At 71.8% G+C, this 26,474-nt stretch carries 27 protein-coding genes and 1 pseudogene; 18 read left to right on the top strand and 10 right to left on the bottom strand.

The features are described from left to right. Positions 1-7: 7 nt before the first annotated feature. Positions 8-1,000: an aldo/keto reductase gene (locus tag R2D22_RS35750; protein WP_318109458.1), complete on the bottom strand. Its 993-nt coding sequence runs from the start codon at positions 998-1,000 to the stop codon at positions 8-10. 171 nt (positions 1,001-1,171) lie between these two features. Between R2D22_RS35750 and R2D22_RS35745 the strand changes: the two genes are divergently transcribed. After that, positions 1,172-1,768, top strand: coding sequence for a TetR/AcrR family transcriptional regulator (locus R2D22_RS35745; protein ID WP_318109457.1), 597 nt, complete (start codon positions 1,172-1,174; stop codon positions 1,766-1,768). Between the two features lie 26 nt (positions 1,769-1,794). Here R2D22_RS35745 and R2D22_RS35740 read toward each other — a convergent pair whose 3' ends face one another. Then, entirely contained in the window at positions 1,795-2,802 is a 1,008-nt protein-coding gene (locus R2D22_RS35740) for a GlxA family transcriptional regulator (RefSeq protein ID WP_318109456.1), read from the bottom strand. A gap of 101 nt (positions 2,803-2,903) precedes the next feature. Here R2D22_RS35740 and R2D22_RS35735 point away from each other — a divergent pair, with 101 nt between their 5' ends. Then, positions 2,904-3,809 carry a dienelactone hydrolase family protein gene (locus R2D22_RS35735; RefSeq protein WP_318109455.1) on the top strand — a complete coding sequence of 302 codons (906 nt, stop codon included), beginning with the start codon at positions 2,904-2,906 and terminating at the stop codon, positions 3,807-3,809. On the opposite strand, the gene R2D22_RS35730 is transcribed toward R2D22_RS35735, so the two are convergent. Beyond that, the gene (locus R2D22_RS35730; protein WP_318109453.1) at positions 3,769-6,111 is read right to left on the bottom strand and encodes a macro domain-containing protein; all 2,343 of its coding nucleotides are present in this window, start codon (positions 6,109-6,111) and stop codon (positions 3,769-3,771) included. The two genes, R2D22_RS35735 and R2D22_RS35730, sit on opposite strands and share 41 nt — an antisense overlap. A gap of 159 nt (positions 6,112-6,270) precedes the next feature. On the opposite strand from R2D22_RS35730, the gene R2D22_RS35725 reads away from it, so the two are divergent. The 5 genes and pseudogenes from R2D22_RS35725 to R2D22_RS35705 all read left to right on the top strand — a co-directional run bounded on the left by R2D22_RS35725 (position 6,271) and on the right by R2D22_RS35705 (position 9,545). Then, the gene (locus tag R2D22_RS35725; protein WP_318109451.1) at positions 6,271-7,023 is read left to right on the top strand and encodes a transporter substrate-binding domain-containing protein; all 753 of its coding nucleotides are present in this window, start codon (positions 6,271-6,273) and stop codon (positions 7,021-7,023) included. A 129-nt stretch (positions 7,024-7,152) separates the two neighbouring features. After that, positions 7,153-8,802, top strand: coding sequence for a transposase (locus R2D22_RS35720; protein ID WP_318109450.1), 1,650 nt, complete (start codon positions 7,153-7,155; stop codon positions 8,800-8,802). A 63-nt stretch (positions 8,803-8,865) separates the two neighbouring features. Beyond that, positions 8,866-9,012 carry a hypothetical protein gene (locus R2D22_RS35715; RefSeq protein WP_318109448.1) on the top strand — a complete coding sequence of 49 codons (147 nt, stop codon included), beginning with the start codon at positions 8,866-8,868 and terminating at the stop codon, positions 9,010-9,012. A 12-nt stretch (positions 9,013-9,024) separates the two neighbouring features. Then, positions 9,025-9,210: pseudogene (locus R2D22_RS36185) on the top strand (dCTP deaminase/dUTPase family protein); the annotation flags it as partial. Between the two features lie 62 nt (positions 9,211-9,272). Next, positions 9,273-9,545 (top strand): hypothetical protein, encoded by a 273-nt coding sequence (locus tag R2D22_RS35705; protein WP_318109445.1) that lies wholly within the window; start codon positions 9,273-9,275, stop codon positions 9,543-9,545. Between the two features lie 3 nt (positions 9,546-9,548). On the opposite strand, the gene R2D22_RS35700 is transcribed toward R2D22_RS35705, so the two are convergent. Beyond that, on the bottom strand, positions 9,549-9,830 hold the full coding sequence (locus R2D22_RS35700) for a hypothetical protein (RefSeq protein WP_318109443.1): 282 nt from the start codon (positions 9,828-9,830) through the stop codon (positions 9,549-9,551). A 47-nt stretch (positions 9,831-9,877) separates the two neighbouring features. On the opposite strand from R2D22_RS35700, the gene R2D22_RS35695 reads away from it, so the two are divergent. From R2D22_RS35695 to R2D22_RS35675, 5 genes are all read left to right on the top strand, one after another. Beyond that, on the top strand, positions 9,878-10,732 hold the full coding sequence (locus tag R2D22_RS35695) for an MFS transporter (RefSeq protein WP_411977174.1): 855 nt from the start codon (positions 9,878-9,880) through the stop codon (positions 10,730-10,732). After that, the gene (gene uraD / locus R2D22_RS35690) at positions 10,729-11,283 is read left to right on the top strand and encodes a 2-oxo-4-hydroxy-4-carboxy-5-ureidoimidazoline decarboxylase (RefSeq protein ID WP_318109440.1); all 555 of its coding nucleotides are present in this window, start codon (positions 10,729-10,731) and stop codon (positions 11,281-11,283) included. Before R2D22_RS35695 ends, uraD begins: the two co-directional genes overlap by 4 nt. Before the next feature lie 11 nt (positions 11,284-11,294). Continuing rightward, a complete protein-coding gene (uraH, locus tag R2D22_RS35685; protein WP_318109439.1) occupies positions 11,295-11,876 on the top strand; it encodes a hydroxyisourate hydrolase in 582 nt (193 codons plus the stop codon). A 22-nt stretch (positions 11,877-11,898) separates the two neighbouring features. Continuing rightward, a complete protein-coding gene (gene uraH / locus R2D22_RS35680) occupies positions 11,899-12,252 on the top strand; it encodes a hydroxyisourate hydrolase (RefSeq protein WP_318109438.1) in 354 nt (117 codons plus the stop codon). 367 nt (positions 12,253-12,619) lie between these two features. Next, on the top strand, positions 12,620-14,209 hold the full coding sequence (locus tag R2D22_RS35675) for a phytoene desaturase family protein (protein WP_318109437.1): 1,590 nt from the start codon (positions 12,620-12,622) through the stop codon (positions 14,207-14,209). 93 nt (positions 14,210-14,302) lie between these two features. Here R2D22_RS35675 and R2D22_RS35670 read toward each other — a convergent pair whose 3' ends face one another. The 4 genes from R2D22_RS35670 to R2D22_RS35655 all read right to left on the bottom strand — a co-directional run bounded on the left by R2D22_RS35670 (position 14,303) and on the right by R2D22_RS35655 (position 18,432). Continuing rightward, the gene (locus tag R2D22_RS35670; RefSeq protein ID WP_318109436.1) at positions 14,303-15,724 is read right to left on the bottom strand and encodes a VWA domain-containing protein; all 1,422 of its coding nucleotides are present in this window, start codon (positions 15,722-15,724) and stop codon (positions 14,303-14,305) included. Between the two features lie 72 nt (positions 15,725-15,796). Next, a complete protein-coding gene (locus R2D22_RS35665; RefSeq protein ID WP_318109435.1) occupies positions 15,797-17,224 on the bottom strand; it encodes an amidase in 1,428 nt (475 codons plus the stop codon). 165 nt (positions 17,225-17,389) lie between these two features. Next, positions 17,390-17,641, bottom strand: coding sequence for a DUF7660 family protein (locus tag R2D22_RS35660; protein ID WP_318109434.1), 252 nt, complete (start codon positions 17,639-17,641; stop codon positions 17,390-17,392). 68 nt (positions 17,642-17,709) lie between these two features. Then, entirely contained in the window at positions 17,710-18,432 is a 723-nt protein-coding gene (locus R2D22_RS35655; protein ID WP_318109433.1) for a GntR family transcriptional regulator, read from the bottom strand. Between the two features lie 237 nt (positions 18,433-18,669). Here R2D22_RS35655 and R2D22_RS35650 point away from each other — a divergent pair, with 237 nt between their 5' ends. The 5 genes from R2D22_RS35650 (at position 18,670) to R2D22_RS35630 (ending at position 24,737) form a co-directional block, all read left to right on the top strand. After that, on the top strand, positions 18,670-19,740 hold the full coding sequence (locus R2D22_RS35650; protein ID WP_318109432.1) for a BMP family protein: 1,071 nt from the start codon (positions 18,670-18,672) through the stop codon (positions 19,738-19,740). A 32-nt stretch (positions 19,741-19,772) separates the two neighbouring features. Beyond that, the gene (locus R2D22_RS35645) at positions 19,773-21,536 is read left to right on the top strand and encodes an ABC transporter ATP-binding protein (RefSeq protein WP_318109431.1); all 1,764 of its coding nucleotides are present in this window, start codon (positions 19,773-19,775) and stop codon (positions 21,534-21,536) included. Between the two features lie 98 nt (positions 21,537-21,634). Beyond that, on the top strand, positions 21,635-22,714 hold the full coding sequence (locus R2D22_RS35640) for an ABC transporter permease (RefSeq protein ID WP_318109430.1): 1,080 nt from the start codon (positions 21,635-21,637) through the stop codon (positions 22,712-22,714). Beyond that, positions 22,711-23,634, top strand: a complete 924-nt coding sequence (locus R2D22_RS35635; RefSeq protein ID WP_318109429.1) for an ABC transporter permease — start codon at positions 22,711-22,713, stop codon at positions 23,632-23,634. Before R2D22_RS35640 ends, R2D22_RS35635 begins: the two co-directional genes overlap by 4 nt. Before the next feature lie 107 nt (positions 23,635-23,741). Then, positions 23,742-24,737: an ornithine cyclodeaminase family protein gene (locus R2D22_RS35630; protein ID WP_318109428.1), complete on the top strand. Its 996-nt coding sequence runs from the start codon at positions 23,742-23,744 to the stop codon at positions 24,735-24,737. Between the two features lie 17 nt (positions 24,738-24,754). On the opposite strand, the gene R2D22_RS35625 is transcribed toward R2D22_RS35630, so the two are convergent. Then, complete coding sequence (locus R2D22_RS35625; protein ID WP_318109427.1) at positions 24,755-25,399, bottom strand: hypothetical protein; 645 nt, start codon at positions 25,397-25,399, stop codon at positions 24,755-24,757. A gap of 179 nt (positions 25,400-25,578) precedes the next feature. Here R2D22_RS35625 and R2D22_RS35620 point away from each other — a divergent pair, with 179 nt between their 5' ends. Further along, complete coding sequence (locus R2D22_RS35620; protein WP_318109426.1) at positions 25,579-26,079, top strand: Dabb family protein; 501 nt, start codon at positions 25,579-25,581, stop codon at positions 26,077-26,079. Positions 26,080-26,085: 6 nt separating this feature from the next. Here R2D22_RS35620 and R2D22_RS35615 read toward each other — a convergent pair whose 3' ends face one another. Continuing rightward, positions 26,086-26,469: a VOC family protein gene (locus tag R2D22_RS35615; protein ID WP_318109425.1), complete on the bottom strand. Its 384-nt coding sequence runs from the start codon at positions 26,467-26,469 to the stop codon at positions 26,086-26,088. Between the last annotated feature and the right edge of the window lie 5 nt (positions 26,470-26,474).

Here is a 26,474-nt window from a genome sequence, read left to right as displayed (position 1 = left end):
TGCCGGTTCACCAGGCGTACGCCTCGGGTGCGGGCTTGGCCCCGTTCGGACCGGGCGGCGGGAAGATCCGGTCCAGTTCGGCCAGGGTGCGGTCGTCGAGCGTGATCGACAGGGCGCGCAGCGAGGCGTCGAGCTGCTCGGCCGTCCGCGGGCCGGTGATCGGGCCGGTCACGCCGTCCTGGGCGAGCAGCCACGCCAGTCCCACGTGGGCCGGGTCCTCCCCCAGGTCGGCGCACAGCTTCTCGTACGCCTCGATGCTCTCCCGGTGTTCGGCGAGCGTGGCGGCCGCGCGCCCCGTGGTGCTGCGGGAGGCGCCGCCCTGCCGGTGCTTGCGCAGGGCTCCGGCGAGCACGCCTCCGTTCAGCGGCCCCCAGGGGATGACGCCGATGCCGTACGCCCGCGCCGCGGGCAGCACCTCCAGCTCGGCCCAGCGGGTCATGAGGTTGTACCGGGACTGCTCGGAGACCAGTCCAAGGAAGTGCCGCGCGCGGGCGGCCTCCTGGGCCTGTGCGAGGTGCCAGCCGGCGAAGTTGGACGAGCCGAAGTAGAGCACCTTGCCCTGCTGGTGCAGGACCTGGAACGCCTCCCAGATCTCCTCCCACGGTGTGGTCCGGTCGATGTGGTGCATCTGGAACAGGTCGATGTGGTCGGTGCGCAGCCGCTCGAGCGACGCCTCGCAGGCGCGCCGGATGTTCAGGGCCGACAGGTACCGCTGGTTGGGCCACTCCCCCGTCGGGAGGTACGCCTTGGTGGCGAGGACGGTCTTGTCGCGCCGGCCGCCGCCGGTGGCGAACCACCGGCCGATGATCTCCTCGGTGACGCCGTCGCCAGGCTCCATGCCGTACACGTTGGCGGTGTCGAAGAAGTTGATGCCGTGCGCGTGGGCACGGTCCATGATCGCGTGGCTTTCGGCTTCGGAGGCCTGCGGTCCGAAGTTCATGGTGCCGAGGATGAGCCGGGAGACGGACAGGCCGCTGCGGCCGAGGTTCGTGTACTGCACGGTTCTGCCTTTCGGACGGTGGGGCCGAACTGCTCGTGGCGGCACGTGGTGCCGGACCGTCTCTGAGCGTCAGGCGGCACGGAACGCTCCGTGCCGCCAGAAGTGTGTGCGGTTGGATCACGGGAAGTCAAGACGGAACGATCCGTGCCGCCTGATGTCTATACTCGAGCCATGACTCCCCGACGCCCAGAACGCCGCAGCGAAGAGTCGGCCAGAGCGATCGTCCAGGCCGCACTCGAGCTGTGCCGGGAGGTCGGCTACGCGAAGCTCAGCATCGAAGGCATCGCCAACCGCGCCGGAGTCGGCAAGAACACCATCTACCGGTGGTGGCCCTCCAAGTCGGCCGTCCTGTTGGACGGACTGCTGTCCGCGGTGTCGGTGCAGGGCCCGTTCCCCGACACCGGAGACGTGGTCGCCGACTTCAAGACGCAGATGATCGCGGCCAGCAGCATCCTCGCCAGTCCCGACACCGGTCCGCACTACGCGGCGCTGATCGGTGAGGCCCAGCAGGATCCCGCCCTGGGCAGCGCCCTGTGGGACCGGCTCGTCGGCCACCTGGTTGCGGCGGCCACCGAACGCATCCGGAGCGCACAGCAGCAGGGCCAGATCCGTCCCGAGCTCGACCCGGAATTCGTCGTCGAGTTGCTGTACGGGCCCACGTACTACCGCTGGCTCATCCGCCGGCATCTGCCGGATCCGGACCATATCCGGATGGTCGTCGACACCGCGTTCGCGGGGATCGCCCCCTCGGGCCCGGCGGTCGGCTGATCGTCAACTGCCCTGCCGGCGGCGCATCACGTCGTCGTGCGCGGGAGCTCGCCGGACGGCTGGGACGCGGGGACCCTGCGGAAGGCCGTGCGGTAGTCGCCGGGGCGTCGTCCCGTGTGCTTGGCGAACAACGCGGCGAACGTGCCGGGGTCCCGGTAGCCGACCGCCGCGGAGATGCCGGCGACGGTCCGGTCCGTGGTCTCGAGGAGGTGGCGGGCGCGGCGGACGCGGGACGCCTGCAGGTACTCCAGCGGGCTGCGGCCGGTCTCGTCGGCGAAGCGGCGCAGCAGCGTCCGGGTGCTGACCCCGAACGCGGCCGAGAGCGCGGCCAGGTCGTACCGGACGGCGAGGTTCTGGTCGAGCCGTCGCATGACCTTGTGGGAGAACTCGTTCCCCGGCTGCGGGAGAAGACGCGCGTCCACGTACGGGCTCTGGGACGAGCGCGCGTCGTCGACGAGCGCCACCCGGGCGGTCGTCCGGGCCACGCCGGCTCCGCTGTGCCGGCGGATCAGGTCCAGCGCGAAGTCGTACATGGCACTGAAGGCGGCTGTCGTCGTCACTCCCGTGTCGGTGACGACCAGATGCTCGGGGCGGACCTCGGCGGCCGGGCAGCGTCGGGCGAGTTCGTCGGCATGGAGCCAGGCCGTCGTGGCCCGGCGCCCGTCGAGCAGCCCGGCCTCGGCGAGCAGGAACGCGCCGACGCAGATCGAGACGACCGCCGTGCCCCCGGCGGCCTGCGCACGGATCGCCGCGATCTCGGGGGCGAGCGGTGCGAGTTTCGCGTCGATGTCCGTGCCCGGCAGGAGTTCGAACCCCGGCACGACGAGAACGTCCACCTCGCGCAGCGGAGCGACGTCCAGCACCGCACCGCCGGATGCGGCGACACGGCGGCGGGGCGACACGATGGTCACGGCGTATCCGGGGCCGTCGGGTCCGGCCACGTGTGTGGCCATCGTCAGGAGATCGGGTACGCCGAACACCTCGGACGCGAAGCAGCCCGGATAGGCCAGGACTCCCACCCTCAGCACGCTCACGCCCGCCTCCTCACCGTCCGGCGCCCAGGCTGGCGAGATTACCCGTGTACATGGCGATCCGGCCCCTCACGTGGGCCGGGGTCACGGTCCACGCTGTCGGCATGAGTGCTGCCGACGAACGACTCGACGACGAGATCAGGGACTTCTCCCACCGACGCGTGGACGTGGCGGGGGTGGTGAAGACGGTGCACGTCGCGGGTTCCGGGCCCGCGGTCGTGCTGATGCCCGAGATGCCCGGCATCAGTCCCGACGTCCTGCGCCTGGCACGGTGGATCCGGGATGCGGGCTTCACCGTTCACGTCCCCTCGCTCTTCGGGACGGACGGGGCCTTTCCGACGGTCGAGGGCGGCAGGGAGGTGATGCGCCGCGCGTGCGTCAGTGCGGAGTTCCGGGCGTTCGCCGGGGGCGGTACCAGTCCCGTCACCGCGTGGCTGCGTGGGCTCGCGCGCCAGGCGCACGCCGAGTGCGGCGGTCCGGGCGTGGGCGCGATCGGGCTGTGCTTCACCGGCAACTTCGCGCTCGCGATGGCGCTCGAGCCCTCGGTCGTCGCGCCCGTGGTCAACCATCCGTCGCTGCCGCTGGACGATCCCGCCGGGCTCGAACTGAGCGACGAGGACGCGCGGGCGGTCCGGGAGCGCGTCGCGCGCGACAGACTGAAGGTGCTCGCCTACCGCTTCGACGACGACCGCTGGTGCACCGGCCGGCGTTTCGCCGCCTACCGGGCGCTGCTCGGCGACGCCTTCGACGGCCGCGTCCTTCCGGGGACCACCGCGAACACCAGCCCGCCACCGTTCTTCCGGGAGCTGGTCGAGACGCCCCACAGCGTCGTCACCGCACACCTCGTCGACGCGGAGGGGCATCCCACGCTGCAGGCCAGGGACGAGATCCTGGCCTTCCTCACCGAGCGCCTCAACCCGCCCGGACCTTCCGGGCGGGCTGGACGCGATCAGACCCTGCCGGCCGCCGTCACGACACCAGAGGTTCGGCGAGCTCCTCGGTCAGCTTGACCGTGCACAGGCCGCCGCGCTCCGTCTTCACGTCCGTCACCTTGAGCTGCGTTCCGGGCGCGAGGATGTACTCCTCCTCCCCGGTGAAGGCGGAGAAGCGGCGGATCCCCACCGCCCGCGCGGGGGTCACCTCGAAGAGCGTCCGCTTGCCCCGGCTGCCCAGGAAGGCCCGGGCCACACCCAGTTCGGAGGTGCACGAGGACACGCCCCACCAGGTCACCGTGCGCCCGAGCGGGTACTGCGCCCGCAGGTCCAGCGACACGCCGCGCCACAGCGGCTGGGTGCGCGCCGGCAGCTTCGAGACCGCGGAGAACAGCAGCCGCAGGTACGGGAGATAGGGCACGACCTTGCTCCGGTCCGGGGAGCGGAGGACGGCGTTGATCTCGCGGTAGAACCGGGACTCACAGGTGTAGAGGTAGAGCGACGCGATGGCGTCGGCGGACAGGCCGCCGGCCGCCTCGTCCGCCCGCAGCTTGCCGAACTCGCGGGACCGGTCGAGGTGCCGGCCGAGCCCGGACAGGACTTCGGCGACCGGGGCGAGGGCTTCGGCGAAGCCCATCAGCGGGGTGTCGAACACTCCGGTGATGGCGGGGAGGATCTGCCCCTCGTCCCTGACGCTGGTGAGCCGCTCCAAGTACAGCTGGTGCAGTTCCATCGTCGAGGTGATGAAGGCGCCCATGCGGGCCGCGACGTCGCCGTCCGCACCGCCGGCGCCGGTCGCGCCCTCGTTCCATCCCTTGCTCGGCAGCCAGTCGATCTCGTCGGTGCCCAGCGACGCGAGCGCCGAGTTGACCATGGCGAAGTGGTCGCCCTCGCAGAAGATGTCGCCCTGGGCTGCGGGGTTGGCGTGGTCGATGTGCCGGACCTCGACGTCCGGGTACTTCTCCTGGAGCCGCAGGACGACCTTCTTCAGGCTGCGGGCGTGCACGCCCCACCAGGCGAAGACGACGCCGCGGTCCTCCTCGGCGGCGTCCTGCTTGGCCTTGAGGATCTCCTCGACGATCCGTTCGGCGACGGGCCGCCAGAAGGCGGTGTGTCGGTCGGCGCCCATCGCGCCGTCGCCGCTGGCTGTCAGCGCGGCGTTCAGGAGCAGTACGCCCTGGGTGAGCATCGCCTGGAACCACTCCGGCGGCTGGACGGTCTCCTTCTCCTTGAGCAGGGCGCGGACATCGGCGATGGGTGTCTTCTTCGGGATGCCGTACTTCCACATCGCCGCCGCCTTGATGATGCAGCGGATGCTGACGACCCTGCCGAACTGGCTGTCCTTCCAGTCGTTGAAGGTGTTGTCGAACATGGCGATGCCGGTCGCGCTCTCCGGCCGCGGGTACGGGTTCTGGCCGAAGACGACGACCTTCCACTTGTGCGGCGGGTTGGGCTTGAGCGCCTGGAACGTCAGCTCCCGGACCGGGACGACCTCCGGGCTGCGGCCCTGGCCGATGAACGCGGCGGCGTCCGGCTGCGCCTCGATGACGGGCTTCAGGAGCGGCAGCCAGGGTTCGCCGCCGCCCTTGAACAGGTCGGTGAGGCCCAGCGGGTCGTTCGCGTCGGGCTTGGCCGGGGTGGTGGGGGCGTCGCTCATGGGGGTGGGGCTCCCGGGGGTCGGGGTGGGGGTAGGGGGGACGGGGGCCGCGGCGGGGGCGCTCTTCGGTGGCGGCACGATGCGCACCCGGTGCGTGACCGGTGCGCTCTCGATCCCGGCGAGCTGGGCCGTGATCGTGGTGCGCAGCTCGTCGTCGTCCTCGAACCAGTGGTCGTGGAAGAGCGTGTAGCCGGTCCACATCAGGTTGGCGCAGACCCGGGCCGGCACCCGGCCGGTCTGCGCGCCCATCCCCACCAGTGCCACGGACCGGATGCTGCCCGGCACCTTCCGGTTCTGCCGGTGGACGGCCTGGAACGCGGCCGCGCAGGCCAGGGCCACGTTCAGGGTGTCCCGCACGTTCTGCGAGGACTGCACCATCGTCGGCGTCGAGATCACGTACCGCGGGACGGTCGCGCCCGACGGGACGCAGACCGCGCTGCCCACCGGGAGGTTGCCGGCGAACCGGTCACGGATCGCCCGCTGGACGCGCAGCTGGATGCCCGCGCCGAGGTGCCGCTTGATCACGGCGTCGACGCCGCCGTCCATCCGGCCCCGGGAGTTGGTCGGGGTGACCCATGCGTCGACGTCCTCGTCGAGGATCGACCCCCGGCGGATCTCGATCCCGGGGGTGTCGGCGAACGCCGCCCGCCAGGCCGCCACCACGCTCTCGTTGACGTCGGTCAGCACCACTCTGAGCGCGTTCTCCGCACAGCCGTCGGTCATCGTTCACTCCTGTCGGGAAACGGCCCTTCCAACACCCCCGACGCTATCGGCCACCACTGACAACGCCGTCCGGACAGAGGCCCGATGACCTGCCGTCATGCGGGCGACGGGCCGCCCCGCGCCACGCGGTGCAACGGTGTGCCACCTAGACTCCGAGCCATGACCGACGCCCCCGCCCCCACCCGCGCCGTCGCCGCCGACCTGGCCCCGACCGGCACCCTGCGCGCCTCCATCAACCTCGGCAACCCGGTCCTCGCCCAGGGCACGCCGGCCGCCCCCGCGGGCATCACCGTGGACCTGGCCCGCGAGATCGGCGCCCGGCTCGGCGTACCGGTGGAGCTGCTCTGCTTCGACGCGGCCCGCAAGTCGTACGAGGCGATGGCGACCGGCCGCGCCGATCTCTGCTTCCTCGCCGTCGACCCGGCCCGGGAGGCGGAGGTGGCGTTCACGGAGCCGTACGTCGTCATCGAGGGCGTGTACGCCGTGCCGCGCGACTCGGCGCTCCGGAGCCCGCAGGACGTGGACGCGCCGGGCGTCCGCATCGGCGTGAAGGCAGGCTCCGCGTACGACCTCTTCCTCACCCGCACCCTGCACCACGCGACCGTCGTGCGGGGCGAGGAGGGCGTCGACACGTTCGCCGCGCAGGGCCTGGAGGCGGGCGCGGGCATCCGCCAGCCGATGACCGCGTACGCCGCCGCCCACCCGGAGGTCCGTCTCCTCCCCGAACGCTTCATGCAGATCCGCCAGGCCGTCGGCACCCCCGTGACCCGCTCCGCGCAGACGGCCGCCTTCCTGCGCGCGACGGTGGAGGACCTGAAGGCGAACGGTTTCGTCACCGCCGCCCTCCGCCGCGCCGGCCAGGACGAGACCCTCCTGGCGCCAGCCATGGGGTCAGGATCTGCTGCGGGTTGAGCGATGAGGAGTGGCGCGCATAAGTGAGTCTTCGGTTTTGGTGTGGGCGCACGCGTCAGGAGCGGGGATCGGGTTGTCAGTGGTGGCCGATACGTTCGGGGTGGTGACGATGGAGGGAGGCGAGCGGCGGTGGAGCGGAACACGAAGCGGGAACTGCGTGTAGTCGACGCGCCGTTCGTCGCCCTTGGTCCCTCCGGAGTGGCGATACGCGACCGGCTCAAGGGCCTCACCGCCAGGGACGAGATGGTTCTTCGCTGTGTGGGTGAACACCTCGGGCGCCTCGCGTCCCGTGATCTGGCAGAGCGCTGCCGCGACGGCAACGACCACTCCGCGGATAAGTGGGCTGCCCGCAAGCAGGGCCTGACGGCCTCCTCGTCGTCGCGCTGGGCCGGGTCGATCACGAAGGCGACCCACGATCAGTGGGCGCTGTCGCGTCGCTGCCAGTCGGCACACATCCAGGGCCTTGAGGCCGGTGTGCGGACGCTGAGGCATCGCCTGTCGTTGCCGCTCGGTGAGAAGGGCAGCAAGGGGGCTGCGGGCGGCTACCGGTCCAAGAGCGAGTGGTTCCACAAGACCCGTCGCCTGACGATCCTGGAGTACCGGCTCGATGTCGCTCGTGCGGATCGTGAGGCCGGTGTCGTGCATGTCGTGCGCGGTGGCCGGAAGTTCCTGAACAGCCGGCACAACCTCGAAGCCGCTCAACTCACCCAAGCCGAGTGGCGGGAGCGTTGGGAGGCCGAGCGCTGGTTCCTCGCCGCTGACGGCGAGTCCGGCAAGAGGTTCGGCAACGAGACGATCCGCGTCACGCCGGACGGCGAGGTCAGCATCAAGCTGCCCGCCCCGCTCGCGGACCTGGCGAACGCCAAGCACGGCCGGTACGTCCTCGCCGGGCAGCTCGCGTTCGCACACCGCGGCGCCGAGTGGCGCGACCGTATCGAGCAGAACCGCGCCGTCGCCTACCGCATCCACCTCGACGTGGAACGCGGTCGCTGGTACCTCACCGCCTCGTGGCAGCGTCCTGTCGTCCGGACGATGCCGCTGGAGACAGCACGTGCCAAGGGCGTGATCGGCGTCGATACGAACGCCGACCACTTCGCCGCCTACCGCCTCGACGTCCACGGCAACCCGGTTGGCGACCCCAAGCGGTTCCCCTACGACCTGTCCGGCACCACCGGCCATCGGGACGCGCAGATCCGGCACGCCATGACCCAGATCCTGCACTGGGCCAAGCGCGCCGGCGTCGCCGCCATCGCGATCGAGGACCTGGACTTCACCGCCGAGAAGACCCGCGAGAAGCACGGCCGCAAGAAGCGGTTCCGTCAGCTCATCTCCGGCATCCCCACCGGCAAAGTCAAAGCCAGGCTGATCTCCATGGCCGCCGAGCAGAACCTGGCGATCGTGGCCGTAGACCCGGCCTACACCTCGATGTGGGGCAACCAGCACTGGCGCAAGCCGCTGGTCACCCAACGACGCAAGATGTCCCGTCACGACGCCGCCGGCATCGCGATCGGGCGACGCGCCCTCGGACACCCGATCCGGCGACGGACGGCACCGCCCCACGACGACCAGAGTGATCGCCGTGGGCATCGGACCGTCCAGGCCGAACCGGTGGCTCGAGGGCGTGAGGAAACCCGCCCACCCGTCACAGAACGTGCACACGATGCACGTCGCCGAGCGGGGACACAACAGGGAACGCGGGGGACCAGCACATCCAGAACCGTTCGGGATGCGCGCAGTGCCGGGACGTGGGTCCAAGACTCACTCCTGCTCACTGACTAGGAACGGTAGTTGTACTGCTGCTGGTGTCGCTCGCGCACACGGTGGGGGGGCGGACGGGGGACCATGGGGGCGAACAGACGGACCAGGCCGCCGGGCGGCGAGGCGGATCAGGGGATGCAGCTCGCGGGCATCCTGACCGACGACGACATCGTCCGGTACGCGACCGAGCACGGCCTCATCGTGCCCTTCGACGCCGAGAACGCGAAGTAGGCCTCGTACGAGCTGCACGCCTCGTCCAACGCCCAAGCGCTGGTCTACCGCGGCGAGTTCACGGCGCACGCGCCGCTGCCGCCCGTCAACGGCGAGCTGATCCTCGAACCGGGCGACACGGCGCGGATCGACACCGAGGAGTCCATCCGGCTCCCGGACAACGTCATGGCCAACATCATCGGCCTGAGGCAGCTGTACGCCTGCGGAGTGACCGTCGCCAATACGTACGTCGACCCCGGTTCGCGTGGGCCGATCTATCAATGCGGATCTACGCCCTGGCCGGCGCGTGGATCGGCCTCCTCTGGGCCGTGGCTCCGGCGAGCGGGAACGCCATCCTGCGCGCCGTCAACGGGGACGGCATCCCGGACCTGGCGAAACTCGCCGTCGGACTGACGGTCCCCGCCCTGCTGACCCTGTGCTTCAGGGACGTACGGCGCTCGTGGTCTCAGGTGCTGAGCCGCCGGCGGGCGGTTCCGCCGCCCGCCGACGACACCCCGCGGCCCTCGATCGAACCGGTTCGACCGAGCCCGTGACCGTCACGCCCGGGGCGAGGCGTCCCGGGAACCGTGGACGAGGTCGACGTACTGCCGGGGCAGTTCGTCGAGCGACAGCTTCGTGATGCTCGCCGGGCCCGAACTGTACGCGTCCTCGCCCTGGATCAGGCCGTTCTCGTCGACCGGCCACAGCAGCAGCATCCGGTTCACGACGAGGTAGTCGGCCGACTCGTCGTCCACCGGCAGGCCGATCCGCGCCGCGAGGGAGCCCGGGTGGATCTGCTTCAGGTACCCCTCGGTGACCAGGCAGTGGTCGTCGAGCACGAGGCGCTCGATCTCGAACTCGAGGACGTTGCTCCGGGACGCGACGACTGGCCGGCTGGATCATGACCTCGCTCGACGGCGTCAGCGACCTGCAGGGATGGCAGTGGGTGTTCCTCGTCGAGGGCATCCCCTCAGTGATCGCCGGAGTGGTGACCTGGTTCTACCTGAGCGACCGGCCGGAGACCGCGAAGTGGCTGACCCCACGTCAGGTGGAGCTCGTGCTGCGGGACATCGCCCGCGAGGACGCCACGCTGGGAACCCGCGAGCACAGCATGCTCGCCACGCTCAAGCAGGGCCGGATCTGGCAGTTCATCGCGATCTTCTTCTGCATCATCATGGCGAACTCGGCACAGACCTTCTTCGGGCCGACCATCATCAAGGAGGTCGGCTTCGACAGTCCCGTCACCATCGGCTGGATCATGGCGTTCGCCTACCTTCTCGGCGGCATCGGGATGATCTACAACGGCATCCACTCGGACCGGCATCGCGAGTCCCGCTGGCACTGCGGGCTCGCCGCCGCACTCGGCGCGGTGTCGTTCACGACCATCGCCCTCACGATCGACTTCAGCCCGATCCTCACCCTGATCGCGCTGGTCCTGGCGATCATCGGCACCATGAGCGCGATCCCGGTCTTCTGGCAGATGCCCAACCAGTTCCTCGCCGGGACCGCCGCGGCCGGCGGCATCGCGCTGATCAACTCCATGGCCAACCTGGCCGGGTTCAGCGCTCCCTACATGCTCGGCTCGATCAAGACGTCCACCGGGTCCCTCTCCCCCGGTCTGGCCGTCGTCGCCGCCTTCGAGATCGCCGCGACCGTTCTCATCCTCGTGTTCATCCCCCGCATGAAGACGGCCGCCACCCCGGCATCGCCCAAGCAGGAAGTCGAGGCGCCCCAGGCATGAGCCCGTCCACATCCGCAACGAACGCGCCGAGCCTCGATGTCCAGGCCGTCAACGCGCTGGACCGGGAGGAGTTCGTCCGTCTGCTCGGCCCGGTGTTCGAGCACTCCTCGTGGGTCGCGGCCGGGGCCGTCACGGCCCGTCCGTTCGACAGCGTCCCTTCCCTGCACAGGGCGATGATCGACGTGGTCCGGAGACTGCCGCGGACCGAGCAGATCGATTTCCTGTGCGCCCACCCCGAGCTGGCCGGCAAGGAGGCGCAGTCCGGGATCATGACGTCGGACTCCACGACCGAACAGGCCAGCGCCGGTCTGGACGCGCTGGCTCCGGACGAGCTGGCCCTGATCACCCGGCTGAACGACGCGTACCGGGAACGCCACGGCTTCCCGTTCATCATCTGCGTTCCCCTCTACAGCAAGCAGGAGATCCTCGACGAGTTCCGGCGCCGGACCGCCCTCGACACCGAGGCGGAGCTGTCCGAGGCGATCGAACAGATCACCGCCATCACCGGACGACGCCTCCGGGCGCTCGTCCACGACGGGACCCGGGCATGACCCACGACGGCATGCCGACGCCTCACGACGACCGGCCGATACCGCACGAGGACCGGCCGACACCCCACGGCGATGCCCTCCGCCGTCGACGACTCCTGGGAGCGGGCCTGGTCCTCGGCCCCCTGGCCCTCGCGCCGATGGGCTGGGCCGCTCCGAGCAGCGCGGCGGAGCCCCCGATCGGCCCGAGCGGGGCGTCGACAAGTGCGTCGGCGGCCGGCAAACCGACGGCTCCGGCGGTCGAGCCGAGGCTGACCGTCCACGCGATCGACACCTACCGCGGCGCGACCGGGGCGGGGCTGCGATGCGACCTCTCGTACTTCGAGAACGGCGGCTACCGCCGGCTCGGCAGGTTCGAGACGCTCGCCGGCGGACGGACGAAGGACCCGCTCCTGACCGGCGACGCGCTGAAATCGGGTCGCTACGAGATCACGCTGCACCTGGCGGAGTACTTCGCGAGCCTCGGTGCCCGGATTCCGCAGCCTCCGTTCCTCGAAGAGGTTCCCATCCGGTTCACGGTGGCGGACGCCGACCAGCACTATCACGTGGCGATCCTGTTCAATCCCTGGAGCTATTCCTACTACCGAGGCAGCTGACCACACCCCCGGAGGTGAAGAAATGGCTGGAATATCGACGCACGTCCTGGACATCGCCAACGGGAAACCGGGCGCCGGAATGCGGATCGATTTCTCGATTCTCGACGACGGCGCGTACCGGCTCGTCAAGACGGTACGGACCAATGAGGAGGGACGGACCGACGAGCCGATCGTGAGGCCGGAGAACGCGACGGCCGGGCGGTACGAGCTGCTGTTCCATGTCGACGAGTACTACGCCGGGCTCCGGAGGAAGCTGCCGGACCCACCGTTCGTCGATCAAGTACCCGTACGTTTCACCGTGGTTGACGCGAAGCAGCACTTCCACGTGCCGCTGATCTGCACGCCGTGGAACTGCACGATGTACCGCGGCAGCTGAACGGTGTGCCGCTGACGCGGGGCGCGGAACCGGCCCGGGATGCACCGGATCGGTGCCGCGTCACGACGGCCCGTCGGTTCGTCCGGCGGGCCGTCACCCTTGAACGGCGGTGATCGGCGTGTTAAGAAATCCCCGTGACCAAGCGACGGACCTGCGACGCGACGACAGCACCCGGATCGGTGCTGGTACGTCTGTACGCGGTCCTGTGCCCGATCATCCCCGAGCCGCACTGGCAGACCGGGTTGTAGGTCTGCTCGTTTCCCGGTGAAACCTTCCCCGCAGGGCTGCCCCTTTCGCCCTGGGAAGCGTTTGCCGGGGAGCGAGTGTGCCCTCCCCTGTCGTGATCCCTCACAGTCTGGAGATCCCCGTGCGCTCCGTTTCTCCCTCTTCTGCCTCATCCCCCGCCCGCTCCTCCTACGACGTCGTGATCGTCGGCGCCGGCCACAACGGTCTGGTGGCCGCCGCGTACCTGGCGCGCGCGGGTCGCAGCGTCCTCGTCCTGGAACGCCAGGACCACGCCGGTGGCGCCGCCGTCTCGGCCCAGGCGTTCAGCGGTCTGGACGCCCGGCTGTCCCGCTACTCGTACCTGGTCAGCCTGCTGCCGAACAAGATCGTCGATGATCTCGGGCTGCGGTTCCGGACGCGGCAGCGCCGTATCTCCTCGTACACGCCCACCCTCGTGGACGGCCGGCCGACCGGGCTCCTGGTCGAGGACGACGAGCCGCGGACCCGCGAGTCCTTCCGCCGACTCACCGGCTCCGACAGCGACTTCGAGGCCTGGCGGCGGTTCTACGGGATGACCCGGCGCATGGCCCGACGGGTGTTCCCCACCCTCACCGGTCCGCTGCCCAGCCGCAGCGAGCTGCAGCGGCTGGTCGACGACAAGGAAGCCTGGGAGGCGCTGTTCGAGCGCCCGCTGGGCGAGACGATCGAAGCGAGGTTCTCGAACGACCTGGTGCGGGGTGTCGTCCTGACCGACGCGCTGATCGGCACTTTCACGCACGCGCATGACGAGTCGCTGCGGCAGAACCGCTGCTTCCTGTACCACGTGATCGGTAACGGCACCGGGGACTGGAACGTCCCGGTGGGCGGGATGGGCGCCCTCGCGGGCGCGCTCGCGGACGCGGCGCGTGCTGCAGGCGCCGAGATCGTCCTCGGCCACGACGTCGTGGGCATCGACACCGACGGCTCCCGCGCCGAGGTGCGGTACCGCTCGGAGGAGACCGAGGGCACGGCCGCCGCGGACACGGTCCTGGGCAACGTCGCCCCCTCCACGCTCGCCCGTCTGCTCGGCGAGGAGCCGGACCCGGCCGAACCGACCCCCGAGGGTGCGCAGTTGAAGGTGAACATGCTGCTGCGCAGGCTGCCGCGGCTGCGCGACCGGAACGTGGACCCCCGGGACGCCTTCGCCGGCACCTTCCACATCGCCGAATCGTACGGCCAGCTGGAAACCGCCTACCGCGAGGCCGCGGCGGGCCTGATCCCGAGCACGGCACCGTCCGAGATCTACTGCCACTCGCTCACCGACCCGTCGATCCTCGGACCGGAGCTGGTGGAACGCGGGTACCACACCCTCACGCTGTTCGGCCTGCACATGCCCGCCCGGCTCTTCGCGGGCGACGCCGACCGGGCGCGTGAGGAGGCGCTGCGCGCCACCGTGGCCGCGCTGGACGCCTGCCTGGACGAGCCGATCGCGGACGTCCTGGCGGTCGACGCCGACGGCCGCCCCTGCATCGAGGCCAAGACCCCGCAGGACCTCGAGGCCTCCCTGGGACTGCCGTCCGGCCACATCTTCCACCGCGACCTGTCGTTCCCCTACGCCGACGAGGAGAGCGGACGATGGGGCGTGGAGACCGCGCACCGGAACGTCCTGCTTTGCGGGGCGGGGGCGATGCGCGGCGGCGGGGTCAGCGGCATCCCCGGCCACAACGCCGCGATGGCGCTGCTCGAACGCTGAGCCGCGCGCCGTGGGGCACGGGTGTCACCGACCTCGCCCGTGCCCTCCGGCCTCGGAGCTCCGGCCGGACCGGGATGCCGCATGGTCGGCGGGTCACAGGATGCCGGCGTGGCGGGCGGCGGTGATCCAGGTGGGGAACTCCGACAGGAGCCGGTCGTAGAGGTCTTGGTCGGGGAGGGTGCTGATGTCGTCCACGGCGAAGAAACCGACGTTGTCGACACGGCGGCCCGGCAGGGTGTCGAAGCGCTCGAGGACTCCGTAGTTGGACCGTCCCAGTCCCACGAACTGCCAGAAGACCGGCTCCTCCACGGCCTCGCGCAGCTGCCGCTCGATCTCGTTGTTGCGGTACACGCCTCCGTCCGAGAAGAAGAGCACAAGCGTGGGGGCAGCCGCCGGGTTCTCCCGTACGTACGCCCTGACCTGGGCGATCGCCTTCTGCTCCTCGTTCTGGATGCCGACCGTGCGCATGTCGATCTGACTCGGTTCCAGTCCTCGCTTCCTGCTCCGCCGGAACAGGCCCACTTCACCGCCCCGGACATGCAGACGCAGCCATTGCGGGAGTTCCCCGATGCGCAGGTCCGGCAGTCGCACCGCCTGGGTGGCGAACGTCCAGGCCTGCATCTCGCCGTCGTCGTCGAGCTGGGCCGCGACGGCGGCCATGCGTTCCACCACGTCGGCCACCACGCCTCGCGAGTAGAGGGCGGCCATGGAGCCGGAGGCGTCGAGGACGAGGATCACGCGCGCGGTGACGCCGACCGCGCCGTGCTTCCTCAGGCTGACCGCCACCTGCTCCTTGCGCAGTGTCAGTCGCTTGCGCAGGTCCACGGGGAGTTGCTCCTCGCCCCGGTCCGGGAGCGGGGTCGGGACCGGGGCCGGTCCGGACGGCGGGACTGGCGCCACGTCGACGTGGTCCGGCGCGGGTGCGGGGGCGGGCCTGGTCGAGGCGGGTGCGGGGGCGGGCGTGGAGGCGGGTGCCTCGGGGGTGTCGTCGACCGTGATGCCGAAGTCGGTCGCGAGGCCGGCGAGTCCGGAGGCGTACCCCTGGCCGACCGCGCGGAACTTCCACCGCCCGCCGCGCAGGTACAGCTCACCGCCGATGAGTGCCGTCTCCGTCCCGCTCTCGATGTCGAAGCGGGCCAGCTCGGCCCGGGTCCCGGCGTCGAGCAGTCGCAGGACGAGGCCGGGCGCCTGCCCGAAGGTGCCGCCGTCGGCCGACGCGCACAGCGCCACCCGTTCGACGGCGTCGCCCAGCCGCCGCAGGTCGACCTCCAGCGAGTCCGTCGTGATGCCGGCGGCGCTCTGCTTCCCCGTGTGTGTCACGGCGTCGGAGGCGTGCCGCGGCTGGTTGTAGAAGACGAAGTCCCCGTCGTCACGGACCCGTCCGGCCGCGGTGAGCAGCAGTGCCGACGCGTCGATGTCGGGAACGCCGGGGCCTTGGCGCCAGCTCAGTTCGACGCGTACGGCCGGGGAGTCGACGGGAAGGTTGGCGCCCTTGCTCATGGAAGTCGCTGTCATGGGGCCAGTGTGCCCAGCGGGAGGGGACGAGGGGGGTGAACGGCCTCCCCCGCCGGGCCTTCGGTGTCCGGTTCAGAGGGTGGGGCGGCTGCCCCAGGGGCGGGTGGCCTCGATCGCCGCGGCGGCGCGGAAGACGGTGGTGTCGTCGTAGGTACGGCCGACGATCTGCACGCCGGTCGGTACGCCGGTCGACGCGAAGCCTGAGGGCACGCTCAGCACCGGGCAGCGGCTGGCGATGTTGAAGACCGTCGTCATCGCGGCCTCCAGGTACGAGTCCAGCTCGACGCCGTCGATCACGACCTTGGTCGAGAGGTAGTCGTCGTCCGCCTCGAACGCGGGGATGGCGGTGGTCGGGCACAGCAGGACGTCGTAGCGGTCCAGGAGTGTTCCGAGGGTGCTCTGCACCACCGCTTCGAGCTCGAGGCCGCGCATGAAGCTCCCGGGCTCACGAACGGCGTGGGCGGCCCGCTCGGCGAAATCGAGCGCGTACGCGTTGAGCAGGTCGCCGTGCTCGGCGGCGACGGAGTTGATGTACGGGCCGAAGATCGAGCCGAAGTGGATCATCGCGGCCCCCATCACGTCCGCCCTGGTGATCGGGACCTCCACCTCCTCGACGAGAGCTCCGGCCGCGCGCAGCGCCTCGGCCACGGCGCGGGTGTTGGCCTCGACCTCCGGGTCGACCGGCCAGTCCCCGAGGGTGACCGACAAGGCCACCTTCAGTCCCTCGACGCCTCCGAAACGTTCCGGGAGGAGGAACTTGGGGCGCAGGGAGACCGCGTCCAGCGGGTGCGGGCCCGCGATGACGTTCTGCAGCAGGGCGCAGTCGCCGACGGTGCGGGCCATCGGGCCGTCGTGGCAGTACGTGTCGAGGTTGAACGGCGCCATCGCCGGCACGCGCCCGTACGGCGGCTTGTAGCCGACGGTGCCGGTGAACGAGGCCGGTATGCGGATGGAGCCGCCGATGTCGGAGCCGGTCGCGAGGGTGGTCTCGCCCGCGGCGAGCGCGGCGCCGGCGCCGCCGGAGGAGCCGCCCGGGCTGTACTCCAGGTTCCACGGGTTGCGGGTCACGCCCCACAGTCGCGACTGCGTGTAGCCCGCGCAGCTGAACTCGGGGGTCGTGGTGCGGGCGTGCACGATGCCGCCGGCGGCGAGGACGCGTTCGACGACCGGGTGGGTCTCGTCGGCGATCTCGTCGCGGAAGGCCAGCGAGCCGTCCGTGCTGCGGCGGCCCGCGATGGGCTGCTCCTCCTTCGTCGCGACGAGCAGCCCCTCCAGCGCACGGGGCGCCTCGCCCTTGCCCGCGTAACGCGCTTCGGCCACGCGCGCGGCGGCGAGCGCCTCCTCGAAGGTCCGCTCGGCGAGGGCGTTGACCTTCGGCTCGACGGCTTCGGCGCGCGCGACGACCGCGGTGACCAGCTCGACCGGGGACAGTGAGCGGTCCCGGAACCGGCGCAGGGCCTCGGTGGCCGGGAGATACGCGAGGTCGGTGAGATCGGTCATGCGGTGGTCCTTCCCGAGAAGCTACGTCGCCGGTCCGGCCGCCTCGCCCGGGGCGTTGATCGGCGGGACCGGATGGTTGGTCATGAAACCGGTCGCTCTCCGAACAGGTCAACCATGTTGACGTAAGCCCACCGCACGGGAGGAGGTCACCGCGGCCGCGCTCGGCTACTCGTACCGGGTCGCGGCCTTGAGGGCGCGCGCGATGAAGGTCCAGTCGCCGTCGGCGGGAAGGTCCTTGCCGGCGTTCCAGTACCAGCCGTCCGAGCTCGCCATCCACGCGGCCAAGGCTTCGAGGAAGCGATCGAGGGTGTGGTTCTCCCAGTCGTGCCCTCGGCTGACGTAGTCCTCGTGCAGTTCCCGCACGAAGGCGACCAGCTCATCGCGCGTGCGTATCTCGTCCTCGGGGGTCAACGGCATGCGAGCAACCTAGCCGGTGGCCGGGGACCACCCGATTCCCGGCTTCGGCTGAGCGCCCGGCGGGCCCGTCAGGTGTCTCGTCTGCGTCGGCGGCGGGCCGCGACCGCTTCCGGGTCGACCTCCGAGTGGGTCCACTCCGCGGCCAACGCGACGCTCGTCCGGCGGCCCGCCGCGACGTGGTCGAGCGCCAGGGACGCGGCCCGCTCCCCGTCGCGGGCCGCGATCGCCTCGTACAACTGCTCGTGCTCGGCGCACTGCTGGGCGGGGTCGCGCTGTGCGGTGAGCCGGAACAGCCAGTGGGTGCGGGCCTCCAGCGGACGCATGGTGGAGGTGAGCAGCGGGTTGTCGGCGAGCTCGACGATGTCGCTGTGGAAGCCGGCGTTGGCGGCGGCGATGGCGTCCTGGTCTCCGTCGCGCGTCGCGGCCCGGGCGACGGCGAGGCGCCCGGCGAGGCGGGCCAGACCGGCCCGGTCCGTACGTTCGGCCGCCAGGCGGGCGGCGAGCGATTCGAGGGATTCGCGGACGTCGAACAGGTCGCGGACGTCCGCCGGGGTGAACGGGGCGACCAGGGCGCCGCGGTGCGGCACCAGGACGACCAGCCCGTCGGCCTCCAGGAGTCGCAGCGCCTCGCGCAGCGGGATACGCGACACCTCCAGCTGCGCGGCGAGGTCGCGTTCCACCAGCCGCTCCCCGGGAGCGAGTTCGGCCTCGACGATGCGCCGGCGCAGCGCGTCGTACGCACGCTGACGCAGGGAGCCGCGCGGTTCGGCTGACGGTCCGGCGCTGTTCACCACGGGATTCCTCCGGTTCTCGGGACTCCCACTCTAGGCCGCCCCGTCCCGGTCGCCGCGGCGGATCCCGGCCGGTCCCGTCCCGTCACCGCGACCTGTCGCCCCCGGTCGTCGCGACTCCTAACCGCGCGCTAACACCGCCGAAACACAGGGCTCCGACACTGTTGCCACTTAGCGGTATACCAGTAACCTGCTCGCGGGCCCTCGGCCGGCGGCTGTTCACCCGGAGGTACACGCATGGCGCAGTCCCGTCTTCGCACTCCGCACGTCCACCGCACTTCGCCCCTCCACGGCACCTCGCTCCTCCACCGCACCTCGCCCCTCCGCCGTGCCCTGGCGTGCGCGTCCGCCCTCGCCGGGCTGGTCGCGCTCACCGGCTGCGGCGGTACCTCGGCCGCGAACAGCTCCGGCGGCGCGCTCAAGGTGGGGGTGCTGTTCCCCGGCTCCCTCTCCGACGACGGCTTCATGGAGTCGGCGTACCGCGGCTATCAGCGGGCCGCGAAGAAGCACGCCGGCACGATCGCGTTCAGCAAGGTCGAGCAGGTCGCCCCCGCCGACTACGAGCAGGCGCTGGTCCGCTTCGCGACCGGCTCCGACCTGGTGATCTCGCTCGGCGGCCAGACCGACGCCGCCGTGCGCAAGGTCGCCGCCCGGTTCCCCGGCGTGCACTTCGCCGAGATCGGCGGCCCCGCCGACGCGAAGCCCACGGCGAACATCGCCCTGTACGATCCCCAGCAGGCCGAGGCCGCCTACCTCTCCGGAGCCGCCTCCGCCCTGCTGTCGAAGAAGGGCACGGTCGCCTTCGTCGGCGGCGCCGAACTGCCCGCGATCGTCAACGCCGCCCAGGAGTTCGCGAACGGCGCCAAGGCCGCCGCCCCCGGCGTGAAGGTCCTCGCTCCCCAGTACGTGGGCGATTTCAACGACGCGACCAAGGCCAAGCAGTCGGCGCTGGCCGACTACGGGGCCGGCGCCGACGTCCTCGGCCAGATCCTCAACCTCGGCCACAAGGGACTCGCGCAGGCGGCGACGCAGAGCGGCGGCGCCCTCCTCGGCGGTCCGATCGCGCACCCCTGCTCCGCCGACCCGGCGTACGCGGGCTACGTCGAGACGGACATCGGCGCGGAGATCGAGTACGCCGCGGATCACCTCGCCGCCGGCACCTGGAAGGCGGAGGCGGTCCACTTCGGGCTCACCTTCGAACAGCCGCACAACGACATCGTGCTGTGCGGCAACCCGCCCGCGGCGGTGGCGAAGAAGCTCGAAGAGCTGAAGGCGAAGATCAAGTCCGGAGACATCACGACCCGATGAGCACCCCAGACCGTCGGGGAGGTCACGACCCCGTGAGCACCCCACACGACCGCGCGACCGCGGTCCCCGCCCTCGAGATCCGCGGTCTCGCCAAGTCCTTCGGCGCCCTCCGGGCCCTGGACGACGTCAGTCTCTCCGTCGCGCCGGGCACCGTGCACTGCGTCCTCGGCGAGAACGGCGCCGGGAAATCGACCCTGTGCCATCTGATCGGCGGCTCGCTGCTGCCCGACACGGGCACGCTGGAACTGTACGGAGAGCCGTACGCGCCGCGACGGCCGGCCGACGCGCTGGGTGCCGGAATCGCCATGGTCCACCAGCACTTCAGCCTGGTCGGCACGCTCACCGTGGGCGAGAACCTGCGGCTGCTGAGGCTGCCCGGGCTCGCCCGGCGCGTCGAGCGGGTCGCGGACGAGTACGGACTCGCGCTCGACCTCGGCGCCCGTGTCGCCGACCTGCCCGTCGGGCTGCGCCAGCGGGTCGAGATCGTCAAGGCGCTGCTGCGCGAACCTCGGCTGCTGCTCCTCGACGAGCCGACCGGGGTGCTCGACCCGGCCGGGACCGAGGCCCTGCTCACCACCTGCCGACGGATCGCGGACCGGGGCGGCGCGGTGGTCCTCGTCACCCACAAGCTCGGCGAGGCGGCCCGGGCCGGGGACGCGGCGACGGTCCTGCGCGCCGGCAGGGTCGCCGGCGGCGGGACGCTGGCCGAACTGCCCGCCGAACGGCTCGTCCCGCTGATGATCGGGCGCGCCGCAGAGTCCCTGGACCCGGCTCTGTCCGGCACGATCGGGCTGGCGGAGTCCGGGGCCGTTTCGGTACCGGACCCGCGTGCCTCGCACCCGCACATGGCTGCGGGTGCAGGCGCGGATGCGGGTGCAGGAGGGGGTGCGGGTGCGACGGACCCTTCGGGGCCTCCCGCGCTGCGGGTGCGGGACGTCACCGTACGCAGGCCCGACGGCACCCACGCCCTCGACCGGGTCTCCCTGGACATCGGGCCCGGCGAGATCATGGGGATCGCCGGGGTCGAGGGGAACGGGCAGAGCGAGCTGATGGCCGTGCTCGGCGGCTCCCTCGTACCGGACGCGGGCGGCGCCGTGGCCGTGGGTACCACGGACATCACGCGGGTCTCGCCCCGCCGGCGCACCGACTTGGGCCTGGGCGTCGTCCCGGAGGACCGGCACCACGACGGCTGCGTCGGCGAACTGTCCGTCGCGGAGAACCTGTTCCTCGGACGGCTCGGGGACTTCCGCCGCGCGGGACTGTTCCTGGACCGGGCCGCGATGCGGAGCGCGGCCGACGCCGTGCTTTCCGCCCACGACATCCGCGCCGACGGCCCGGACGCGCCGATGTCGAGCCTGTCCGGGGGCAACCAGCAGAAGGTGGTGCTGGCCCGCGAACTCGCCCTGGAGCCACTGGTCTGCCTCGCCGCGGCCCAGCCCACGCGCGGCCTGGATGTCGGCGCCGTGGACGCGGTGCACAGCAGGGTGCGCGAGGCCGCGGCGCGGGGCGTCGGGGTCCTCGTGGTCTCGTCCGAGCTGGACGAGCTGCTCGCGCTGTGCGACCGCGTCGTCGTCGCCTACCGGGGACGGCTGTCCGCACCCGTCGGCGCCGCCGAGCCCGGGGCGCGGGACCGGATCGGGCGTCTGATGCTCGGTGCCGACGGCGAGGCGGCCCCGCCGGGCCCGGCACGGGGCTTCGAGACGCCGCCGCCGGACGAGGACGGGAGGCGGCCCGGCAGGGCCGGGGCGGCCTCGCCGCCGGCGCCGCCGTCTGCGCCGCCGTCTGCGGCGCCGTGACCGGCGACGGCCTGCGGCCGACCCCCGGATCCGCTCCCCTCTCCCCCGCCGCCTCCCCCTCCGCTTCCGCTTCCGCTTCCGCTTCCGCAAGGACCGTCATGACACTGTCCCTGGCGCCTCCCCGCCTCCTCGCCCGCCTGCGCCATCCGTTGTCCCTCGCCGCGGTCGCGGCGCTCCTCGCCACGGGCGTCGGCGCCGTGCTCGTCACCGCCGCCGGGTCCGATCCGGCCACCGCCTGGGCGGCCCTCGACGAGGGCATGTTCGGCTCCTCGTACGCCGTGGGCAGCTCGCTCAACTCTGCCGCCGTGCTGGCCCTCATCGCCGCCGGCTTCAGCGTCGCCCACCGGGCCGGACTGGTGAACGTGGGGGGCGAGGGACAACTGTGCGCGGGCGGCCTCGCCGCCGCCGCGACCGGACTGGCTCTGCCGGCGGACGTGCCCGCCGCGATCGGCGTGCCGACGGCCCTGATCGCCGGGTTCGTCGCGGGCGCCGCGTGGGCGCTCGTCGCCGCCGTGCTCAAGACGCGCCGCGGGACCAGCGAGGTCATCACGACCCTGCTGCTGAACTTCGTCGGCGCGGGCGCGGTGTCGGTGGCCGTGCACGAGGAGGGGCTGCTGCGGCAGCCGGTGACCTCGTCGGAGACCCTCCCTCAGTCCGAGGCGCTGCCGCCCGGCGTACGGCTTCCGCTGATCGCCGGGATCGAGTCGCCCGCGACGGCGATCGTGATCGTCGCGGTGGTCGCCGTGGTCGTCACGGGTGTGGTGCTGCGGTTCACCGGTGTCGGCCTGCGGCTCAAGTCGGTGGGGCACTCCCCCTCCGCCTCGGCGCGGCTCGGCCTGCCGGTGTCGCGTCTGCAGGAGTCCGGACTGGGCGTTGCGGGCGGTCTGGCGGGCCTGGCCGGTGCCTGCCTCGTCGCGACCGCCCCGTACGTGCTCGCGGAGCACTTCTCCTCCGGGTACGGGTTCACCGGGCTCGTGGTGGGTCTGCTCGCCCGCGGCTCGCTGGTCGCGGTGGCGGCCGTCTCGCTGCTGCTGGGCTTCCTGACCAGCGGCGGGATCAACCTCCAGCTCGCGGCCGGGGTTCCCGCGTCGTCGGTGCAGATCGTGCAGAGCGTCCTGGTGCTGCTGATCGCGGCGGCGATGCTGTGGAGCAACCGCGGTACGGGGAGCGGCTCATGAGCGCCGTACTCGACGAACTCGCCGCGGGCGGGGTCCGGCTCGCGGTCCCGCTGCTGCTGGCCTCCGCCGGGGAACTGCTCAGCGAGCGGGCGGGGGTACTCAACCTGTCGGTCGAAGGGATGATGCTCACCGGCGCGTTCGCGGGCGCGGCCGGCGCGCTGGCCTCGGGCAGTGCGGTCGTCGGTGTGTTCACCGCCCTCGCCGCCGGAGTCGTCCTCGCCGTGCTCCAGGCCGTTCTCAGTATCTCGCTGCGGGCCGACCAGATCGTCACCGGCATCACGCTCAACGCGCTGGCGCTCGGCGGTACGACGTACGCGGCCCGGCTGCTGTTCGGCGACGGCGCCGCGGACTCCGTGCCCGGATTCGACCCGCTGCCGGTGCCCGTCCTGCGTGACATCCCCGTTCTGGGGCCCGCGCTGTTCGAGCAGAGTGCCCTCGGCTACGTGGCGTTCGCCGTGACCGCAGTCCTCGGGGTCGGATGGGCGCGGCGCACCTCGTGGGGGCTGGCCGTCGACGCGGTCGGGGAGAACGCTACCGCCGCGGACCGCTGCGGGCTGTCCGTACGCGCGATCCGCCACGGCGTCGTCCTGCTCACGGGCGCTGCCGCCGCCCTGGCGGGCGCCCACCTCGCGCTGTCGGAGGTGCACGCGTTCAGCGACAACATCACCGCCGGGATCGGCTACCTCGCGGTCGTCGCGGTGATCGCGGGCCGGTGGCGGGCCGGGCCGACGGTGCTCGCCTGCCTGTTCTTCGGCATCATCCAGTCCCTGCAGTTCACCGCGCCCGCTCTCGGTCTGCACGTCTCCGCGCCCTTGCTGACCACGCTGCCCTACGTGTTCGCGCTGCTGGCGGTGAGCGGCCTGGTCGGGCGAAGCCGGGCGCCGTCCGCGCTCACCGTGCCGTTCGTACGGGGAAGTTGAGGAAGGCGAGGAAGTTGACGATGGACACCTTGTTCCGGGCCCGGGACGGCCCCGGCGCCCGGACCCCGCTCGAAGCAATCCCACCTCATGTACCGGAGACACCCCCGATGACGCTGATCCTGACCCGTTCCGAGATCCACCGGCTCCTCGACCCCGCCACCGCGGAGGTGGAGGCGGTGGTGGAACAGGCGCACCGCGACGTGGCTCGGGGGCGCGCCGTCCTGCCGGCGCCGCCTGCCATGGGAGTCCCCGGCTCGGACGGTGTGTTCCTGCCCATGGCGGCCGTGTCGGCGCCGACGGGCCTGGCGACGGTCAAGCTGCTGGCCGACCTGCCCGGCAACCGGGAGCGCGGGCTGCCCGCGCAGCGCTCGGCCGTCCTGGCCCTGTCGGCGGAGAACGGTGATGTGGCGGCCCTGCTCGACGGGGCGCTGATCACCCGCTACCGCACCGCCGCGGCGACGGCGGTCGCCACGCGGGCGCTCGCCGCCGAGGACGCCCGCGTCCTCGGGCTGATCGGTACGGGCCCGCTGGCGCTGGCCCATGTGCGGGCCCTGCTGACGGTCAGGAAGTGGGAATCGGTCGTGGTGTGGGGCCGTACCCCGGAGAACGGCGCCGCCCTCGTCGCCCAGGTGACGCGCGAGTTCGGGCTGCGGGCCGAACTCCTCTCCGGCCCCCGCCAGGTGACCGAGGCCGCGGACGTTCTCTGCACCCTCACCCCGTCCCGCGAGCCGGTCGTCGAGGGCGCCTGGCTCCGTCCGGGGCAACACGTCAACGCGGTGGGCGCACCGCCGCGCCCGGACCATCGCGAGATCGACACGGAAGGCGTCGTACGCTCCCGCCTCGTCGTCGACTCCGTCGCGACCGCCCGCCTCAAGTCGGGCGAGGTCCTGATCCCCCTCGCCGAAGGAGCCCTCACGGAGGCCGACTTCGACCGCGAGCTGGGGCACGTACTGGAGGGACTCGCACCGGGCCGTACGTCCCCCTCCGACATCACGATGTTCAACTCGGTCGGCGTCGGCCTCCAGGACCTGGCCCTCGCCCGCCTCCTCATCGACCTCGCCACCGAATCCGGCACGGGCACTCGGATCGACCTGGGCGCCTGAGCATCAGGCAGGAGACATCAGGAGCGGAGCGGGGGCAGTGTCAGGTTCGTCCGGTTTCCCCGGGTACTCCGCCGGTCGGCGGTTGCCGGGTGGGTGGCTTGGTGTCTGGTCGCCGCCAGGTCGCGGGCGGTGAGGACGAGGCGGGCCACGTCTCCCGGCATGCACAGGGCTGCCGGTCCGGCCATGGGTACGACCCAGTGGGCGGTGCAGCGGGGGTCGGGGGCGGTCAGGTCGGTGGCGGGGACTCCCAGGAAGGCGTCCTCGCCCAGGCATTCGGCTTCGGTGAGTCGCCACATCCGGGCGGTGCTGGCCGGGGTGAGCGCGTAGTACTGGCGGCCGCCGGCGTCGTGGAAGACGGCGCCGCCCGCGAGGGCGTCGGTGAGGAAGGTCGCCACGCCCTCACGGGTCTCGGTCCCGGCGGCCGCGTGGACGAGGCCGGCCGGGATCCGGACGGCGGAGAACAGGCCGCCGCAGCGGAGGAGGGCGAGGCCGTAGGCGTTCCACTCGTACCGTGCCGTCGTGCTGTCGGGGGCCGCGAGGAGCAGCCACGTCGCCGCGGCCAGCTCACGGTCTCTGCGCGTGTGGACCAGTACCCGCGGCCCCGGTGGCGCGTCCGGTGCGTCCGCGGTCTCTGCCTTGTCGCAGTCGTTCGTCACCGACATCGTGGTCGACGCCCTCCAAGCGGCAGTCCGGACAGTTCGCACCGGGAAACCCGTGCCCCCGGAGTGGCGAGGCTAGTGCCCTGGGCGGCGAAACGGTTCGCCTGACGATCCTTCCCCGCTCGGAAGGGTGACGAACAGTGGATTCGGTTGCGGGGACCACGGGGTTGTACCGCTAGGGCGTGTCCTCGGCGCCGGCGGCGGTCAGCAGGGCCGTGAGCGTCGCGGTGAGGTCGGCGCGGTACCTCGCCTCGTCCACCGCGGGCGTCCGTCCGGACCGGAGCTGCCGGGCGCGGTCCGCGAACCGGGCTGCGGCCCGACTCCCCGGCGTCCGCGGCTGCTCGGCGGGCCGCGACCTGCCGGGCAGTTTCGGCGGCACCCCGCCGGAGACCGTGGCGCGCTTCGAGGCCGACGTCATGGGGATGCCGGAGCACATCACGGCGATCCGCGCGTGGGCGCTGAGCCGTGTCACCACCGACGTGGGCCGGCCGGCGCCGGCGCGCTGGACGCACGTCTGGGAGCAGGAGTTCGCCGACGTCGACGGCCTGACGGGCGACTACCTGCTCCACCCCTACCACTGGACGTACGTCGACCGCTGGTTCGACCCCGAGCTCCCGACCTCGATTGTCTCCCCCGCCCTGGCGCACGTCTATCGATGGACGGACACCCCGGTCGTCCCCTGAACAGGGTCAGACGGGCTGGATCCGCTGGTGCAGCAGGCAGAATTCGTTGCCCTCCGGGTCGGCCAGGACGTGCCAGTTCTCGTCGCCGGTCTGACCGACATCGACGGGCTTGGCGCCGAGGGCGAGCAATCGCTCCAACTCGGCGCCCTGGTCGCGGTCGGTGGCGTTGACGTCGATGTGCAGCCGGAGCTTCCCGGTCCGCGGTTCGTCGCTGGGGCTGAGGACGAGAACGGGCTGCGCACCGCCGAAGCCGGCGTCGGCCGGACCGATCTCGATGCTTCCGTCGTCCTCCCGGTCGAGTTCGACGTAGCCGAGGACGTCGCTCCAGAACGCGGCGAGCCGCTCGGGGTCGGCGCAGTCGATGACCAGTTCACTGATGCGGCATGCCATGCCCG

This window comes from Streptomyces sp. HUAS YS2, from assembly GCF_033343995.1.
Taxonomy (GTDB): Bacteria; Actinomycetota; Actinomycetes; order Streptomycetales; family Streptomycetaceae; genus Streptomyces; species Streptomyces solicathayae.
This window is presented reverse-complemented; position numbering and strand designations above follow the sequence as displayed.

Bases quoted from the DNA above. Each gene is read 5' to 3' on its own strand.
- R2D22_RS35640 (WP_318109430.1), top strand. From the start codon at position 21,635: ATGACACTGTCCCTGGCGCCTCCCCGCCTCCTCGCCCGCCTGCGCCAT.
- R2D22_RS35615 (WP_318109425.1), bottom strand. From the start codon at position 26,469: ATGGCATGCCGCATCAGTGAACTGGTCATCGACTGCGCCGACCCCGAG.
- R2D22_RS35670 (WP_318109436.1), bottom strand. From the start codon at position 15,724: ATGACAGCGACTTCCATGAGCAAGGGCGCCAACCTTCCCGTCGACTCC.
- R2D22_RS35730 (WP_318109453.1), bottom strand. From the start codon at position 6,111: ATGACCGACGGCTGTGCGGAGAACGCGCTCAGAGTGGTGCTGACCGAC.
- R2D22_RS35625 (WP_318109427.1), bottom strand. From the start codon at position 25,399: ATGTCGGTGACGAACGACTGCGACAAGGCAGAGACCGCGGACGCACCG.
- R2D22_RS35745 (WP_318109457.1), top strand. From the start codon at position 1,172: ATGACTCCCCGACGCCCAGAACGCCGCAGCGAAGAGTCGGCCAGAGCG.
- R2D22_RS35665 (WP_318109435.1), bottom strand. From the start codon at position 17,224: ATGACCGATCTCACCGACCTCGCGTATCTCCCGGCCACCGAGGCCCTG.
- R2D22_RS35715 (WP_318109448.1), top strand. From the start codon at position 8,866: ATGGGGGCGAACAGACGGACCAGGCCGCCGGGCGGCGAGGCGGATCAG.
- R2D22_RS35650 (WP_318109432.1), top strand. From the start codon at position 18,670: ATGGCGCAGTCCCGTCTTCGCACTCCGCACGTCCACCGCACTTCGCCC.
- uraH (WP_318109438.1), top strand. From the start codon at position 11,899: ATGGCTGGAATATCGACGCACGTCCTGGACATCGCCAACGGGAAACCG.
- R2D22_RS35705 (WP_318109445.1), top strand. From the start codon at position 9,273: ATGCGGATCTACGCCCTGGCCGGCGCGTGGATCGGCCTCCTCTGGGCC.
- R2D22_RS35725 (WP_318109451.1), top strand. From the start codon at position 6,271: ATGACCGACGCCCCCGCCCCCACCCGCGCCGTCGCCGCCGACCTGGCC.
- uraH (WP_318109439.1), top strand. From the start codon at position 11,295: ATGCCGACGCCTCACGACGACCGGCCGATACCGCACGAGGACCGGCCG.
- R2D22_RS35635 (WP_318109429.1), top strand. From the start codon at position 22,711: ATGAGCGCCGTACTCGACGAACTCGCCGCGGGCGGGGTCCGGCTCGCG.
- R2D22_RS35630 (WP_318109428.1), top strand. From the start codon at position 23,742: ATGACGCTGATCCTGACCCGTTCCGAGATCCACCGGCTCCTCGACCCC.
- R2D22_RS35735 (WP_318109455.1), top strand. From the start codon at position 2,904: ATGAGTGCTGCCGACGAACGACTCGACGACGAGATCAGGGACTTCTCC.
- R2D22_RS35660 (WP_318109434.1), bottom strand. From the start codon at position 17,641: ATGCCGTTGACCCCCGAGGACGAGATACGCACGCGCGATGAGCTGGTC.
- uraD (WP_318109440.1), top strand. From the start codon at position 10,729: ATGAGCCCGTCCACATCCGCAACGAACGCGCCGAGCCTCGATGTCCAG.